We start from the raw sequence: 14761 nt of genomic DNA on the forward strand, positions 1-14761 counted from the left end.
CCTGCAAGGCCTTTGTCTTTTCCGGGCCGTCACTTTTTCCCTCTTGCGTTTTCCTGTCTGTCTGTCTCCGGCTGCCGAACGATGAACTCCACCACCTCCCCAGCCGGCGGCCTCCAGGCCGAACCCCACGGCTTTGCCACGCTGGCGCTGTCGCCCCAGATGCTGGCCAACCTCACCCAGCTCGGCTACACGCAGATGACGGCCATCCAGGCCGCCGCGCTGCCGCCCGCCTTGCTCGGCAAGGACCTGATCGCCCAGGCCAAGACCGGCAGCGGCAAGACCGCCGCCTTCGCGCTGGCGCTGCTGTCCAACCTGAACCCGCGCCGCTTCGCCATCCAGGCGATGGTGCTGTGCCCCACGCGCGAGCTGGCCGACCAGGTCACGACCGAGATCCGCCGCCTGGCGCGCGCCGAAGAAAACATCAAGGTCGTCACGCTGTGCGGCGGCGTCGCGCTGCGCGGGCAGATCGCCAGCCTGGAGCACGGCGCGCACATCGTGGTGGGCACGCCGGGCCGCATCATGGACCACCTGGAGCGCGAGAACCTCGACCTCTCGGCGCTCAACACGCTGGTGCTCGACGAGGCCGACCGCATGCTCGACATGGGCTTCTTCGACGACATCGTGAAGGTGGCGCGCCAGTGCCCGAAGGAACGCCAGACGCTGCTGTTCTCGGCCACGTACCCCGAAGGCATCGCCAAGCTCGCGCAGCAGTTCATGAAGAACCCCGAGCAGATCACGGTGCAGGCCCAGCATGAAGGCAGCAAGATCCGCCAGCGCTGGTACCAGGTGAAGGACAGCGAGCGACTGCACGCCGTGAGCCTGCTGCTCGACCATTTCCGTCCCGTGAGCACGCTGGCCTTCTGCAACACCAAGCAGCAGTGCCGCGACCTCGTCGACGTGCTGCAGGCGCAGGGCTTCAGCGCGATGGCGCTGTTCGGCGAGCTGGAGCAGCGCGAGCGCGACCAGGTGCTGGTGCAGTTCGCCAACCGCAGCTGCTCGGTGCTGGTGGCCACCGACGTGGCGGCGCGCGGCCTGGACATCGCGCAGCTCGAAGCCGTGATCAACGTCGACGTGACGCCCGACTCCGAAATCCACATCCACCGCGTGGGCCGCACCGGCCGCGTGGGCCAGCAGGGCGGCTCGGAAGGCTTGGCGCTGAACCTGGCCAGCATGAACGAGATGGGCTTCGTCGGGAAGATCGAACAGCTGCAGGGCCGCGAGTCCGAATGGCACCAATTGGCCGAGCTCACGCCCGCCAAGGGCGCACCGCTCACGCCGCCCATGGCCACGCTGCAGATCGTGGGCGGGCGCAAGGAAAAGATCCGCGCCGGCGACGTGCTGGGCGCGCTGACCGGCGACTGCGGCTACACCAAGGACCAGGTCGGCAAGATCAACGTCAACGAGTTCTCGACCTATGTCGCGGTGGACCGCGGCATTGCCGAAGAAGCCGCCCGCAAGCTCGGCAACGGCCGCGTGAAGGGCAAGAGCGTCAAGGTGCGCCTGCTGACACCGCAGTCGACCTGACATCCCTCCCATGCTCCTGTTTGGGCGCTTGGCAGACGAAATCTGCCGATGTGGCCTAATCGGGGGTCGAACATCTTTTTTATCCGAGCTTTCCATGCCCAAGAAAATCCGTACCGAAGCCGACCGTCTTGCCAGCCCGAAGCCGACGCCCATGCCCGGCTACACCGTGCCGCGCAACGGTGGCGGCCAGAAGATCAGCCTCGAGCGCGGCACCGCCACGCGCAGCAAGAAGAACCCGGGCAAGCGTCCGAGCAAGGGCGGCTGATCCAGCCCCCGCGGCTCTTTCTTCGGAGCCACGACGAGCGCGCCCCCGGGCGCGTTTTGTCATTGGGGCCTGCCCTGCATCACGCGCCGCCATGTCCGACGACAACCAGATCTACATCCCGCCCTCGTTCTTCGCGGTCTACAGCGACGCACGCCAGCGCCTGCGCGAGCCGATCGACGTGGTGCGCGCGCGCTACGAGATCTGCGAAGACCTCGCCGGCCACCTCGTGGGCCATGCGCAGATCCAGCACCACACCGAGGTGCCGGTCGAAAGCGAGATCCTGCGGCGCATCCACGCGGGGCTCGCCACGCCGGAATCGGGCGTGTCGGTGCCCGAGGCCGGCTGGATCGTGCAGCGGCTGGCCGAGCTGCTGGGGTGGGAAGCGCCCGAGATCGCCGAGCCGGCGGGCGACTAGCCCCCGCGCGCTTCAACGCGCCGCGAACCGCTCCAGCAGGAAGTCGACAAAGGCCCGCGTCTTCGCCGCCAGGTGACGCGACGGGTACACGGCGTACACCGGCGTGCGATCCGCCTCCCAGTCGGCGAGCACGGCTTCGAGCCGGCCCGCCGCCAGCTCCGGTTCGACATAGATGCGCGGCACCAGGCTCAGGCCGAAGCCCGCGAGCAGGGCGTCGCGCACGGCGATGCTGGAGCTGACCTTGTAGCGCCCGTCGATCGGCACCGCCACGCTGCGCCCGGCGCGGCGGAAGGTCCATTTGTTCGCGTGGCCCGACAGCGTGAACTGCACGCACTCGTGGGCCTTCAGGTCTTCGGGCGCGGCGGGCCGGCCGTGGGCCGCGAAGTAGCCGGGCGCACCGCACAGCACGTGGGTCATGGTCATCAGCTCGCGCGCGACCAGGCTCGAATCTTCAAGTCGGTCGCTGCCGCGGATCGCGAGGTCGTAGCCCTCGCCGATCAGGTCGATGCGGGTGTCCTGCAGGTTCAGCTCCAGCCGCAGGTTCGGGTGGCGCGCCATGAAGGCGGGGATGTGCGGCGAGATGCAGGTCAGCGCGAAGGTCAGCGGCGCGCTCACGCGCAGCACGCCGCCCGGGCTCGCGCCCACGGGCGCCAGCGCGGCGTCGGCCTCGTCCAGGTCGTCAAGGATGCGCGCGAGCCGCTCCACGTAGGCCGCGCCGGCCTCGGTGAGGCTCATGCTGCGCGTGGTCCGGTTGATCAGCCGCACCTTCAGGTGCGCCTCCAGCTCGGCGATGTTCTTGCTGACCGCTGCGGCCGACAGCCCCAGTTGCCGCGCGGCGCCGGCGAAGCTGCCCGCCGCGGCGGTGGTGCGAAAGACCTTGAGGGCGGTGAGATGGTCCATGGGCCGGCGCTCGATTGACGACTGTCAGCAAAGAATCAATTCATTATTCGAGCATTCACAACCACAGGTCAACGCCGTAGATTCGAGCCATGACCTCCCGCACCACCGACCTCCTGCTCACCGCGATCGCGCCCGCGGTCTGGGGCAGCACCTACATCGTGACCACCGAGCTGCTGCCGGCGAACTACCCGCTGACGGTGGCGCTGCTGCGCGCGCTGCCGGCGGGCCTGCTGCTGATGCTGATCGTGCGCCAGCTGCCGCCCCGGGCGTGGTGGGGGCGCATCCTGCTGCTGGGCGCGCTGAACTTCTCGGTGCTGTGGGCGATGCTGTTCCTGGCCGCCTACCGGCTGCCGGGCGGCGTGGCGGCCACCATCACCTCGGTGCAGCCGCTGTTCGTGGTGTTCCTCGCCGGCCTGCTGCTGGGCGCGCCGGTGCGCGCGCTGTCGGTGGCGGCGGCCGTGATCGGCATGGGCGGGGTGGCGCTGCTGGTGCTCACGCCGAATGCCACGCTCGACGCGCTGGGCATCGCCGCGGCGCTCGCGGCGGCCGTGTCGATGGCCTTCGGCACGGTGCTCAGCCGCCGCTGGCAGCCGCCGGTGTCGGCGCTGACCTTCACGGCCTGGCAGCTGACGGCCGGCGGCCTGCTGCTGTTGCCGGTGGCGCTGTGGCTGGAACCGCCGCTGCCGGCGCTCACGGCGATGAACTGGGTCGGCTTCGCCTGGCTCGGCCTGGTCGGCGCCGCGCTCACCTACATCGTGTGGTTCCGCGGCGTGGCGCGGCTGGAGCCCTCGGCGATCGCGCCGCTGGCCTTCCTGAGCCCGGTGACGGCGGTGATCCTGGGCTGGGCCTTGCTGGGCCAGAGCCTCTCGGGCTGGCAGATGGCGGGCATCGGCATCGTGATCGCGAGCATCTGGCTGAGCCAGCAGGCGCAGCGCGGTGCGCAGCCGGTGGCGGCGGTGCAGCCCGCACCCAGCCGCTGAAGGCTTACGCCACTGGCGCTGCCTGGCGCAGCAGCTGCAGGTAGCCGGGCTGCACTTCCATGCGCGCGGTCGCGCCCTGGCGCTGCAGCAGGCGGTGCGCCTTCGGCAGCGCCCAGCAGGGCAGGTTGGTGAACATGTGGTGCTCGCAGTGGTAGTTGACCCAGTAGGGCGCCACGAAGATGCGTTCGAGCCAGCCGGCATGCGTGGTGCGCGCCTGGCGCAGCGGGTCGGCCTCGTTCTGCGCCACCAGCGCATGCTCGGCGATGTTGCGCACGCGGCTCACGAGCGGCAACCAGGTCGCCATCGGCAGCAGCCACATCGCCACCCAGGCCCACCCATAGCCCGCCACGGTGAAGGCCAGCAGGCCCAGGCCGTTGCCGACGAGAAAACGCCTGTCCTTCGCGAGTTCGCGCCCGAACACGCGCAGCGCCGATTCGCCCGGTGCACGTTGACGAATGCCGTCAGCGATGTGGCCGAAGCGCTGCTTGTAGAAGGTCTGGCCGCTGAGGTCGCGCACGACCTTGCGCCACATCGAGTCGCGCGAGATCGGGAAAGGCGCCGACAGCACGAGGTCGGGGTCTTCGGTCTGCTGCACGAAGCGGTGGTGTTGCAGGTGATACGGCCGGTAGTCGCGCAGCGTGGGCGAGCACAGCCAGTAGCCCACCCAGTCGTTGACCTTGCGGTTGCGGTGCAGCCCCGCGTGCGCGGCGTCGTGCATGAGGATGAACAAACCCAGCTGGCGCGTGCCGACGATCGGCACCATGAGCGGAATCGTCCACGGCCACATGATGCCCACGAGCATCGCGGCGCCGATCACGCCCCAGCAGTGCGCCACCAGCCACAGGCCCCGCCAGGACGAGCGCGCGGTGAGCGATTGCCACTCGTCGGGGGTAAAGAAGTCTTCGGGTCGAGCGCGGGGTGCAGCGGCCATCGGGCCAGTATGCGGCGAAGGCGCCGGCAGATCACGCGTAGTTCCCCGGTGTGGACGCCTGCGGGCGAGGCCCTTCGGCCTACTTGTCGATGATTTTCCGGGCGAAGACTTCGAGGTAGTCCATGAGCCGCTCGGCGCCCGCGATGGCCGCGGCCTCGTCGCCGGTGGCGATGCCCTGCGCCAGTTCGAGGTGCGCGTTGGCGCCCTCGACGATCTCGCCCTCGTGCTGGTAGGCGTACCAGAAGCGCCGGCACTGCACGATCAGCGGCACCACCGCCTTCACCGCCGAGTCGTTGTGGCTCGCCTGGTGCGTGACGAGGTCGAGCGCGCGGTCGGCCTGCATGTAGTCGTTCAGGTCGCCACGGCCCGCGGCTTCGACCATGGCCTCGGCGCAGCGCACGATGGCCTGGCGCTGCGGCGCGGTGGCGCGGCGCGCGGCGCAGGCGGCGATCAGCTGCTCGAGCACGCGGCGGGTCTGGATCACGTCCAGGTGGTCGGCCAGGTCGATGGTCGACACCAGCAGGCCGCGGCGCGGCTGCTGCACGATGAGACCGATCGACACCATGCGCATCAGCGCTTCGCGCACCGGCGTGCGGCCCAGGCCCGTGCGCTCGGCCAGCTCGGCCTCGACGATCTGGCTGCCGGGCTCCAGCTGCATGGTGGACAGCAGCGCCTCGATGGCGTCGTAGGCCAGGTCGGCCGCGCGGCGCTTGGGCGGGGGTCGGGGAGCGGTCTTCGGGGCGGCCATGGTGGGGGTGTGGATGTGCTCGTGCGTGTGCGGATGCGTGGCCGTCATTGTCGGGCGTCGCAGGGGGCTGCAAGCCCGGCCAGTGTCTCGATGCGCACCGGCACCAGCGGCGGGCGCGGCGCGGGCGGCGTCCAGCCGAACAGGAACTGCGCCGCGTCGCCGCACACGCGCCCCTGGCAGGCGCCCATGCCGCAGCGGCGGTGCAGCTTGGCGTCGGTCCAGCCGGTGCAGGCCGAGAGCGCGGCAAAGGGCACGTCCTCGCAGCGGCACACGAGCGTGTCGGGGCGGGGCAGGGCCCTGAGGTCGTCGGCCAGCGCGAAGCGGCGGTGCAGTTGGGCGGCGAAGGCGTCCCAGCGGGCGCGTTCGCGGTCGTGCGCGCGGGCCTGGGCGGTCTCGCCGACGGCCGCGTGGCCGGCGATGGTGCCCTGCGCCAGCGCGCGCTCGCTGCCGCCGAAGCCGGTGCATTCGCCGGCCGCGTAGAGGCCTGCGACGTTCGTGGCCTGCAGTGCGTCGACCGCGAGCCCCGGCCCCGCCAGCGCGCAGCCGAGCAGCTGGCCCAGCTGCGTGTTGGGCGTGAGGCCGAAGCCGCAGGCGATGCGGTCGCAGGCCATCTCGACCTCACGATCACCTTGCCGCAGCCGCACCGATTCGACCTGCGTCGTGCCTTGGGCCGAGACCACGCGCGACGCCGTGCGGTAGCGCGCATCGGCCAGCGTGAGCGCCTGCACGGCCTTGCCGGGCCAGCGCACGAGGCTCGCACCGAAGGCCGCGACCGAAGCGAACGACGCCTGCTCGGCGATGCGCAGCACCTGCGCGCCCGCCGCCTTGGCCGTGGCGGCGGCGGCCAGCAGCAAGGGCCCGCTGCCCGCGACGACGATGCGTTCGCCCTCGACCGGCAGGCCGGCTTTGATCAGCGCCTGCAGCCCGCCCGCACCCGTCACGCCGGGCAGCGTCCAGCCGGGGAAGGGCAACAGCAGTTCGCGCGCGCCGGTGCACAGGATGAGCTTTGTCCATCGCATGCGCGTCGCGCCCTCGGCGTCTTCGAGCAGCAGTTCATGCGAAGCAGGCGCAGCGACCACACGCGCGCCGCTGCGCACACGCAGGTTCGCGTGGCGTGCGAGCGCCTCGCGCCAGCGGCGTGCCTCCGGGGGCAGCGACGCGCCGGGGCCGTCACGCCAGATCTGACCGCCGGGCGCGGGGTTGTCGTCGATCACCACGACCGACGCACCACTGGCCGCTGCCGCCACGGCCGCGGCCATGCCTGCGGGGCCCGCGCCGACGACCAGCACATCGCACGCGTCGATCGCCACGCCGCTCATGCCGTGGTCTCCACGCGCATGCCCTCGGCGCACACGGTCTGGCATGCGAGGCGTCGCCGCCCATCGATCTGCACGCGGCACTCCTGGCACACGCCCATGCCGCAGAACGGCGCGCGCGGCTGGCCGGTGACCGAGGTGCGCGCCGCGCCCATGCCGCCCGCAACGCGCAAGGCAGCGGCGACCGAGCTGCCCGCCTTCACGCGCACGGGCTGGCCATCGATGTGCAGCAAGGTCTGAGCGCTCATGCCCGCTCCCGCAGGCCGCGCGGCGCATACGGCGCGGCGTCGAAATCGGGCGTCGCGCCGGTCATCAGCGCCGCGAGCACATGCGCGCTGCCCGGTGCCGTGGTCACGCCCAGCCCTTCGTGGCCGACGGCGAGCCAGAGCTTCTCGCGCCACGGGTGCCTGCCCAGCAGCGGCAGGCCGTCGGGCGAGGCGGCGCGCAGGCCGGTCCACGCGCGCACGGCGTTCAGGTCGGCGAGCCCCGGCAGGTAGTCGAGCGTGCGCTGGAGCATGCGCGCGAGCATCGGCGCCTCCACGGCCAGGTCGGTCGTGTCGAACTGGCGCGACGAACCCACCAGCAGCTGCCCCGTGGGCCGCGGCTGCACGTTGAAGGCGACCGAGTCGCCGTCGCTGTGGTGCGCGCTGGTCACGTAGCCCAGCTCGACGAGCTGGTGGCGCACCGTGCCCGGGTAGCGGTCGGTGATGAGCAGGTGGCCCTTCTTCGGGCGGATCGGCAGTTCGGGGCACAGCGTCGTCGCCTCGATGCCGTTGGCGAGCACGACCTGCGGCGCGGTGCGGCGGCTGCCGTCGGCCAGGCGCAGCGTGCCGTCGTCCTCGAGGGCCTCGACCTTCGCGTACTCGACCTGCACCAAGGCCGCGTGCTGCGCGAGCAGCCAGCGTGCCGCATTCGGCGCATAGAGGATGCCGTCGCCCGGCACTTCGAGCGCGCCCGACAGGCCGGGGCGCAACGCGGGCTCGGCGCGTGCGAGTTCGGCCGCGCCCAGCAGGCGGCTCTCGATGCCGAGCGCGCCCAAGCGTTGCTGCTTGCGTTCGGCCTCGGCCATTTCCTCGTCGTTCGCCGCGATCCAGAGCGTGCCGCAGGGGCTGTAGGCGCAGTCGGCGCCCAGGCGCGGCGCGAGGGCGCGCCATTGCGCGACCGAATGGCGGCTGAGTTCGAGCTCGGCCGCGTTGTCGTCCATCACCACGAGGTGGCCCATGCCCGCGCCGGTGGCACCGCCCAGGCGCGCGTCGAGCACGCGCACGCGGCGCCCGGCCTGCGCCAGCGCATAGGCGCACGCCGCTCCGACGATGCCGGCGCCGATGACGATGACGTCCGCGTCCATGCGCCCCGGTGTCAGAGGCGGATGCCCCAGCCGAAGGGGTCTTCGTCGTCGATGAGCAATGTGGCCTCGGCACTGATGTGCGCGCGGCCGCGCAGCGTGGGAATGACCTGGTCGCCGTCCATCGCGTAGCTCGCCTCGAAGACGCTGCCGATCACGCTGGCCTGCCGCCACACCGCACCCGGCGCGAGCTTGCCGTCGGCCGCGAGGCAGGCGATCTTGGCGCTGGTGCCGGTGCCGCAGGGCGAGCGGTCGTAGGCGTTGCCGGGGCACAGCACGAAGTTGCGGCTGTCGGCGCCTTGGTCATCGTTCGCGAAGAGTTCGATGTGGTCGATCTCCGCGCCGTTCGTGCCCGTGATGCCCTGCGCCGCCAGCGCCTTGCGCAAGGCGGCCGTGTAGTCAGTCAGCGCCGCGAGGTTGTCGCTCGCCACGCGCTGGCCGTGGTCGCTCACGAGGAAGAACCAGTTGCCGCCCCACGCCACGTCGCCGCGCACCGGGCCGTGGCCCGGCAGCTCGACCGCCACCTGGTGCAGGTGCCGGTACGCGGGCACGTTGCGCACGCTCACCGAGCCGTCTTCATGCAACGTGGTCGTCACCGTGCCCACGGGCGTCTCGATGCGGTGCTCGCCCACGCCGATGCGCCCCATGTGCGCCAGGCTCGCGACCAGCCCGATGGTGCCGTGGCCGCACATGCCCAGGTAGCCGGCGTTGTTGAAGAAGACCACGCCGGCCGCCGCATCCGGCGACACCGGCTCGCACAGCAGCGCGCCGACCACGACGTCGCTGCCGCGCGGTTCCAGCACGGCCGCGGCGCGCCACTTGTCGTGCTGATCTGCGAGCAGCGCGCGGCGCTCGGCCATGGAGCCCTTTCCCAGATCGGGAAAGCCGCCGATCACAAGGCGCGTGGGCTCGCCGCCCGTGTGCGAGTCGATGACCTGGATGCGTTGCATGGGTGTGGGGCTCACTCAGTAACTGGCGATCGGCACCGGGGCCGCGTTCTTGAAGGTGAAGACGGTGATGGGCGCCTGCTTCATGTTGCCCTTGTCGTCGTACGCGTAGGTGGCGGCCACGCCCTTGTAGGTGGCCTTGTAGAGCTCGGCGCCGACCTTGTCGGGATCGATGGCGTTGGCCTTCTTCATCGACTCGCCGATGAACAGCACCTGGTCGTAGTACGAGGCGGCGTACGCGTCGGGGTCGACGTTGAAGCGCTTCTTGAACTTCTCCTTGAAGGCCGGACCGCTTTGCGCCTTCTCGAGCATGGAGCCGCCCTGCGCGCAGAACACCAGGTCGTTCACCGCGTCGCCGCCGATCTTGCCGGTGGCCGGGCTGCACACCGTGTCGCCGCCCAGCAGCTTGCCGGGCACGGCCAGCTGCTTCATCTGGCGCGCCATGGGCGCGGCCTGCGGCGCGTAGCCGCCGAAGAAGATCGCCTCGGGCGCCTTGCCCTTCATGTTGGTCAGGATGGCGGTGAAGTCGACGGCCTTGTCGGTGGTGAACTCCTGGCCGACGATGGTGAGGCCCTGCTTCTTCGCTTCCTTGGTGAACTCTTCGGCGAGGCCCTGGCCGAAGGCGGTGCGGTCGTCGATCACGCCGACCTTCTTCACCTTCAGTTCCTTGGCTGCGTACACGGCCATGGCGCCGCCGATCTGGTTGTCGCTGGCGATGATGCGGTACAGGTTCTTGTAGCCGCCCTGCGTGACCTTCGGGTTGGTGCCCACGGTGGACACCAACGTGCCGCCGTCGCTGTAGATGCGCGAGGCCGGAATGGCCACGCCCGAGCAGTACGGGCCCATGACGAACTTGACGCCGTCGTCGACGAATTTCTGCGCCACGCTGACGCCGGTCTTGGCGTCGCACTGGTCGTCTTCGGAGATCAGCTCGAACTTCAGCGTCTTGCCGCCGACGCTGAGCTTCTTCGCGTTGAGCTCCTCGATGGCCAGGCGGATGCCGTTTTCATTGTCCTTGCCCGCGAAGGCGTTGGGACCCGACAGCGGACCGCTGTGGCCGATCTTGACCACCTGCTCCTGTGCCTGCGCGGGGCTGGCCACGGCCAGGGCGACCAGGCCCGCGAGACTGAGTGAGGAAACCATGCCTGCTTGTGACTTCATGCTTCTTCCTAGGGTTGGGAACAATGAAAAACGACAGGGCCCGACTGCATGGGATACCTGCCTCAGTTTAAATATATTAAGTACATATCTTGTGGATATCTGTGGGGCAAGCGCTCTTTCGGTGGCTGGGGTTCTGTGATATCTGTGAACGAACGGGCCGTTCAGGGCGGCGATCCCGCCGACGGGGCACCTTGCTCCGCGAATGTCCTCCGGCCTGCGGCCTCCCCCTTGATTTCGCTGCGCAAGGCAACCCATCGACGTGATCGGATCAGTGCGGTGGTTGATCGGCAGAGAACCAGCAGCGTGTCCCGTGCCCGGGACACTGGGTGCTTCCCGCAGCGAAATCAAGGAGGAGGGGCGCAGCCCCGGGGGACATTCGCGGAGGGAAGTACCCGGTGGCCCGGGCACGCGCCCCGGACAGGAGCACCCACCCGGACAACAACAAGAAGGTCAGTCGACCTTCGCCCCCGAAGCCTTCACCACCACCCCCATCGCATCCCAATCCGCACGCAGCAGCTTCTGGAAAGCTTCGGCACTCTGGCTGCGCGGCTCCACGCCCAGGCGCTTGAAGCGCTCCTGGATCGCCGGATCGGCCAGCACCTTGTTGGCCGCCGCGTTGATGCGCTCGACCTCGGCCTTCGGCGTGCCCGCCGGTGCCAGCAGGCCAATCCACGAATCGAAGGCGTAGCCCGGCAGGCCGCTCTCGCCCACCGTCGGCAGCTTCGGCAGGAAGGGGCTGCGCGACTGGCCCGTGGAGGCCAGCAGCTTCACGCGTGCGTCGTCCTGGAAACCCATCACGCCGATGCTCGACGAGATCACCGCCTGCACGCGGCCCGCGAGCACCTCGTTCACGGCCTCGCCGGTCGACTTGGTCGGGATGTGCGTCATCTGCAGGCCCGCCTTCGCGAGGAACGACGCCATCGCCAGGTGCGTGGCGCTGCCGTTGCCCGCCGAGGCGTAGTTGTACTTGCCGGGGTTGGCCTTGACCTCCTTGATGAAGTCGGCCGTGTTGGACACGTTCATGCCGCTGGCCACCGCCAGCACGTAGCCCGCATTGCCCACGTTGGCCACGCCGACAAAGTCCTTCAGCGGGTCGTAAGGCAGCTTGCTGTACAGGAAGCCCGCGATGTTGTGGCTGGCCGCCGCCAGCACCAGCGTGTTGCCGTCGGCCGGCGCCTTGGCCGCCACCGCGGCGCCCACCGTGCCGCCCGCGCCCGCGCGGTTCTCGACGATGGCGCTGCCGCCGAGCGCGACGCCCAGCTCGTTGTTGAAGGCGCGCGCCACCGTGTCCTGCACGGCGCCCGTGCCGAAGGGCACGATGATGTGGATCACGCGCTGCTGCGCGTGCGCGGCACCAAGGCCGCCCAGGGCCACGGCGGCTGCAAGCGCAGCCAGCGAACGTCGGGTGAACAGGGGAAAAGTCATCGAGGTGGCCGCTTTCATCGTCAACAAAAAAGTCGTTTTTCAGGTGCCCGACGGCAGCCAGCGCTGCACCAGCTTCACGAAATAGCTGGCACCGATCGGGATGATCTCGTCGTTGAAGTCGAACGAGGTGTTGTGGATGATGCAAGGGCCGGGCCCGTGGCCATCGAGCCGGTGGTCGCCGTCGCCATTGCCCAGGAACGCATAGCACCCGGGCCGTGCGAGCAGCATGTGCGCGAAGTCCTCGGCGCCCATCACGGCGGGGAAGTTGTCGGTGACCATGTCGTCGCCCACCACCTCGCGCATCACGCCGGCGGCAAAGCGCGCCTCAGCCGGATGGTTCACGGTCGGCGGCGAGGAGCGGTTGAAGTACACCTCGGCCGTGCAGCCATGCGCCGCCGCCACGCCGGCCGCCACTTCGCGCAGCCGCGCCTCCAGCTTGTCGATGGCCTCGATGGAAAAGGTGCGGATCGTGCCGCCCACCGTCGCCACATCGGGAATCACGTTCGGCGCATCCGAGCCCTGCAGCTGCGTGACCGCCAGCAGTGCGCGCTCGGTGCTGGGAATGGTGCGCGCCACGATGGTCTGCAGCTGCTGCGCCAGCGTGACCACCGCGGCCACCGGGTCGATGCCGGTGTGCGGCATCGAGGCGTGCGTGCCGCGCCCGTGCACGGTGATCTTGTAGGTGTTGCTCGACGCCATCAGCGCACCTTCGTTGAGCGCGAAGCGGCCGACGTCGCCGACGGGAAAGTTGTGCAGCCCGAAGACCGCGTCGCACGGGAAGCGCTCGAACAGGCCCTCGTCGATCATCTTCTTGGCGCCCGCCTTGCCCATCTCCTCGGCGGGCTGGAAGATGAAATGCACGGTGCCGTCGAAGTCATGAGGCCCTTGTTGCGACAGGTGCCAGGCGGCGGCCAGCAGCATCGTCGTGTGGCCGTCGTGGCCGCAGGCGTGCATGCGGCCGGGGTTCGTCGACTTGTGGGCGAACTCGTTGGCCTCGTGCAGCGGCAGCGCGTCCATGTCGGCGCGCAGGCCGATGGAGCGCGTGCCCGTGCCCTTGCGTAGCACGCCGACCAGGCCCGTGCCCGCGATGCCGCGATGCACCTCGATGCCCCATTCGGTGAGCAGGCTCGCGACCTTCTCGGAGGTGCGGTGCTCCTCGAAACCGAGTTCGGGGTGCGCGTGGATGTCGCGCCGGATGTCGATGAAACGGGTGGCGTGGGCGGCGAAGGCGTCGACGAGATTCATGGCGGGCGGCTGCGGGATCGTTCGCGAAAAACAGAAGCGAACGATTCTGGCGCAGCCGCCCGCGCGGCGCATGCTGGCTTACGCGCGGTTCGTCGCTCAGCCGAGCCGGCCTTCCTCGCGCAACTTCGCGCCGATGCGCCGGATCTCGGCCTCGCCCCGGTCGAGCGTCGCGCGGCTCGTGTGCACCGAGTAGTGGCCCATCACCAGCTCGTGCGGGTGCGGCACCGCCGAGCCGAGCACGAAGGCCGTGTCGCCCTGCGCCACGACGTCGATGGCCGCACCGGACTCCTCGAACACCGCGAGCTCGCCCGTGCCGATGGGGCCGCCGGTGCCGTCGCCCGCGTCGAGCCGGCCCGCATTCACCGCCACCCAGCCCACCGTGTGGCCGGCGGGCGGCGTGTAGCGCCAGCGTTCGCCGTCCTTCAATTGCACGGCCAGGTAGCTCATCGGCGAGGGCGCCGGAATGGGGCTCTGCGCCGCGCCATGGCGCCCGAGCAGCACGCGCGCCGGGCCTTCCTGCGGCACCTGCGAGGGCGCGAGGTAGATGCTCTGCGCGGGCGCGTTTTCTTCGGCGGCCGGCAGCGCCACCCAGAGCTGGAAGCCCTGCACGCGCGTCACGCCCGGCGCCGGTGCGCCCGTGTGCCACACGCCGTTGCCGGCGCGCATCCACTCGACGCCGCCGCCGCGCAGCACGCCCTGTTCGCCCGTCGTGTCCTCGTAGAGCGTGTCGCCTTCGATGAGCCACGTCAGCGTGGCGATGCCCGAGTGCGGGTGCAGGCCGAAGCCCTTGTGGCCGCCGTCGACATCGAAGCCGAACAGGTCGAGGAACACGAAGGGCTTGAGGTACTCGCCCAGGTCGCCGGGGCTCATGAGCCGCGTGATCGGCCCGTGCTTCGCGCCGCGCGTGCGGTAGACGATGGCGCGGGTGTCTGCTGCAACGACCGCGCTCATACGGCCTCCCTGGCGTTCTTCAGTGCGCGGGTCCACCACGCCATGTCGTCGAGCAGGCCCGTGGCCGACTGCGCCAGGTGCGGGAAGTCGTCGAAGGACTTGCCCTGCTGCCAGATGCCCAGGAACTCGACCATGCCGATGTGCACCGCGTGGCGCACCGGCGCCATCTGCATCTCGACCGCGACCAGCCGCAGCTGCTCCACCGCCCGCGCCGCGCCCACGCCGCCGTAGCCCACGAAGCCGATCGGCTTGCGGATGAACTCCTTGTAGGCCCAGTCGATCGCGTTCTTCAGCACCGCGCTCGGGCCGTGGTTGTATTCGGGCGTGACGATGATGAGCCCGTCGAACGTGGCCAGCTTGGCCTGCCAGCGCTGCGCGGCCTCGTTCTTCACCGGGCCCCAGGCGGGCGCCCCGGCTTCGTTGAAGAAGGGCAGCGGGTGCTCGCGCAGGTCGACCAGCTCGAAGGCGAGGTCGGTGCGCTGCTTCGCGATCTCGTGGATCCAGTGCGCGGGCTTCTCGCCGAAGCGGCCTTCGCGGGTCGAGCCGATGACGATGCCGATGCGGGGTTGTTGTTGCTGTCCGGTCATGGGGTGCGTGCTCCTGAATGA

The 14761-nt window shown here is 70.1% G+C and carries 16 protein-coding genes; 4 read left to right on the plus strand and 12 right to left on the minus strand.

The genetic code is table 11. The annotated features are described in order from the left end of the window. Nucleotides 1-81 precede the first annotated feature (81 nt). The 3 genes from dbpA (at nt 82) to AC07O4_RS09015 (ending at nt 2204) form a co-directional block, all read left to right on the plus strand. Complete coding sequence (gene dbpA / locus AC07O4_RS09005) at nt 82-1524, plus strand: ATP-dependent RNA helicase DbpA (protein ID WP_495304331.1); 1443 nt, start codon at nt 82-84, stop codon at nt 1522-1524. 94 nt (nt 1525-1618) lie between these two features. After that, the gene (locus AC07O4_RS09010; RefSeq protein WP_167395080.1) at nt 1619-1789 is read left to right on the plus strand and encodes a hypothetical protein; all 171 of its coding nucleotides are present in this window, start codon (nt 1619-1621) and stop codon (nt 1787-1789) included. Between the two features lie 91 nt (nt 1790-1880). Further along, nucleotides 1881-2204 (plus strand): hypothetical protein, encoded by a 324-nt coding sequence (locus tag AC07O4_RS09015; RefSeq protein WP_095747332.1) that lies wholly within the window; start codon nt 1881-1883, stop codon nt 2202-2204. A gap of 12 nt (nt 2205-2216) precedes the next feature. On the opposite strand, the gene AC07O4_RS09020 is transcribed toward AC07O4_RS09015, so the two are convergent. Then, nucleotides 2217-3104, minus strand: a complete 888-nt coding sequence (locus AC07O4_RS09020) for a LysR family transcriptional regulator (RefSeq protein ID WP_492738816.1) — start codon at nt 3102-3104, stop codon at nt 2217-2219. Nucleotides 3105-3193: 89 nt separating this feature from the next. On the opposite strand from AC07O4_RS09020, the gene AC07O4_RS09025 reads away from it, so the two are divergent. Then, a complete protein-coding gene (locus AC07O4_RS09025) occupies nt 3194-4084 on the plus strand; it encodes an EamA family transporter (protein WP_492730166.1) in 891 nt (296 codons plus the stop codon). 4 nt (nt 4085-4088) lie between these two features. On the opposite strand, the gene AC07O4_RS09030 is transcribed toward AC07O4_RS09025, so the two are convergent. From AC07O4_RS09030 to AC07O4_RS09080, 11 genes are all read right to left on the minus strand, one after another. Further along, nucleotides 4089-5015: a fatty acid desaturase family protein gene (locus AC07O4_RS09030; protein WP_495304332.1), complete on the minus strand. Its 927-nt coding sequence runs from the start codon at nt 5013-5015 to the stop codon at nt 4089-4091. A 79-nt stretch (nt 5016-5094) separates the two neighbouring features. Beyond that, nucleotides 5095-5811 carry a GntR family transcriptional regulator gene (locus tag AC07O4_RS09035; protein ID WP_492730163.1) on the minus strand — a complete coding sequence of 239 codons (717 nt, stop codon included), beginning with the start codon at nt 5809-5811 and terminating at the stop codon, nt 5095-5097. Next, on the minus strand, nt 5808-7082 hold the full coding sequence (locus AC07O4_RS09040; protein WP_495304333.1) for an FAD-dependent oxidoreductase: 1275 nt from the start codon (nt 7080-7082) through the stop codon (nt 5808-5810). Before AC07O4_RS09040 ends, AC07O4_RS09035 begins: the two co-directional genes overlap by 4 nt. Then, nucleotides 7079-7327, minus strand: a complete 249-nt coding sequence (locus tag AC07O4_RS09045) for a (2Fe-2S)-binding protein (protein ID WP_495304334.1) — start codon at nt 7325-7327, stop codon at nt 7079-7081. The genes AC07O4_RS09040 and AC07O4_RS09045 overlap by 4 nt, the downstream gene beginning before the upstream one ends. Further along, a complete protein-coding gene (locus tag AC07O4_RS09050) occupies nt 7324-8427 on the minus strand; it encodes an NAD(P)/FAD-dependent oxidoreductase (RefSeq protein WP_495304335.1) in 1104 nt (367 codons plus the stop codon). The genes AC07O4_RS09045 and AC07O4_RS09050 overlap by 4 nt, the downstream gene beginning before the upstream one ends. Nucleotides 8428-8438: 11 nt before the next feature. After that, a complete protein-coding gene (locus tag AC07O4_RS09055; RefSeq protein WP_495304336.1) occupies nt 8439-9374 on the minus strand; it encodes a 4-hydroxyproline epimerase in 936 nt (311 codons plus the stop codon). A 15-nt stretch (nt 9375-9389) separates the two neighbouring features. Beyond that, on the minus strand, nt 9390-10532 hold the full coding sequence (locus AC07O4_RS09060; RefSeq protein ID WP_492698494.1) for a branched-chain amino acid ABC transporter substrate-binding protein: 1143 nt from the start codon (nt 10530-10532) through the stop codon (nt 9390-9392). A gap of 450 nt (nt 10533-10982) precedes the next feature. Next, nucleotides 10983-11957, minus strand: a complete 975-nt coding sequence (locus AC07O4_RS09065; RefSeq protein ID WP_390347712.1) for a tripartite tricarboxylate transporter substrate-binding protein — start codon at nt 11955-11957, stop codon at nt 10983-10985. Between the two features lie 39 nt (nt 11958-11996). Continuing rightward, nucleotides 11997-13202 (minus strand): M20 aminoacylase family protein, encoded by a 1206-nt coding sequence (locus AC07O4_RS09070; RefSeq protein ID WP_495304337.1) that lies wholly within the window; start codon nt 13200-13202, stop codon nt 11997-11999. Nucleotides 13203-13298: 96 nt separating this feature from the next. Further along, a complete protein-coding gene (locus AC07O4_RS09075) occupies nt 13299-14153 on the minus strand; it encodes a pirin family protein (protein ID WP_495304338.1) in 855 nt (284 codons plus the stop codon). Beyond that, nucleotides 14150-14740, minus strand: coding sequence for an NADPH-dependent FMN reductase (locus AC07O4_RS09080; protein ID WP_495304339.1), 591 nt, complete (start codon nt 14738-14740; stop codon nt 14150-14152). The genes AC07O4_RS09075 and AC07O4_RS09080 overlap by 4 nt, the downstream gene beginning before the upstream one ends. Nucleotides 14741-14761: the final 21 nt, after the last annotated feature.

The sequence above is a fragment of the Variovorax sp. GW821-FHT09D04 genome (assembly GCF_059416405.1).

Excerpts from the sequence above, each read along its gene's own strand:
- AC07O4_RS09025 (WP_492730166.1), top strand. The coding sequence starts at position 3,194 with ATGACCTCCCGCACCACCGACCTCCTGCTCACCGCGATCGCGCCCGCG.
- AC07O4_RS09070 (WP_495304337.1), bottom strand. The coding sequence starts at position 13,202 with ATGAATCTCGTCGACGCCTTCGCCGCCCACGCCACCCGTTTCATCGAC.
- AC07O4_RS09050 (WP_495304335.1), bottom strand. The coding sequence starts at position 8,427 with ATGGACGCGGACGTCATCGTCATCGGCGCCGGCATCGTCGGAGCGGCG.
- AC07O4_RS09065 (WP_390347712.1), bottom strand. The coding sequence starts at position 11,957 with ATGACTTTTCCCCTGTTCACCCGACGTTCGCTGGCTGCGCTTGCAGCC.
- AC07O4_RS09030 (WP_495304332.1), bottom strand. The coding sequence starts at position 5,015 with ATGGCCGCTGCACCCCGCGCTCGACCCGAAGACTTCTTTACCCCCGAC.
- AC07O4_RS09060 (WP_492698494.1), bottom strand. The coding sequence starts at position 10,532 with ATGAAGTCACAAGCAGGCATGGTTTCCTCACTCAGTCTCGCGGGCCTG.
- AC07O4_RS09040 (WP_495304333.1), bottom strand. The coding sequence starts at position 7,082 with ATGAGCGGCGTGGCGATCGACGCGTGCGATGTGCTGGTCGTCGGCGCG.
- AC07O4_RS09045 (WP_495304334.1), bottom strand. The coding sequence starts at position 7,327 with ATGAGCGCTCAGACCTTGCTGCACATCGATGGCCAGCCCGTGCGCGTG.
- AC07O4_RS09075 (WP_495304338.1), bottom strand. The coding sequence starts at position 14,153 with ATGAGCGCGGTCGTTGCAGCAGACACCCGCGCCATCGTCTACCGCACG.
- AC07O4_RS09080 (WP_495304339.1), bottom strand. The coding sequence starts at position 14,740 with ATGACCGGACAGCAACAACAACCCCGCATCGGCATCGTCATCGGCTCG.
- dbpA (WP_495304331.1), top strand. The coding sequence starts at position 82 with ATGAACTCCACCACCTCCCCAGCCGGCGGCCTCCAGGCCGAACCCCAC.
- AC07O4_RS09015 (WP_095747332.1), top strand. The coding sequence starts at position 1,881 with ATGTCCGACGACAACCAGATCTACATCCCGCCCTCGTTCTTCGCGGTC.
- AC07O4_RS09020 (WP_492738816.1), bottom strand. The coding sequence starts at position 3,104 with ATGGACCATCTCACCGCCCTCAAGGTCTTTCGCACCACCGCCGCGGCG.
- AC07O4_RS09055 (WP_495304336.1), bottom strand. The coding sequence starts at position 9,374 with ATGCAACGCATCCAGGTCATCGACTCGCACACGGGCGGCGAGCCCACG.
- AC07O4_RS09010 (WP_167395080.1), top strand. The coding sequence starts at position 1,619 with ATGCCCAAGAAAATCCGTACCGAAGCCGACCGTCTTGCCAGCCCGAAG.
- AC07O4_RS09035 (WP_492730163.1), bottom strand. The coding sequence starts at position 5,811 with ATGACGGCCACGCATCCGCACACGCACGAGCACATCCACACCCCCACC.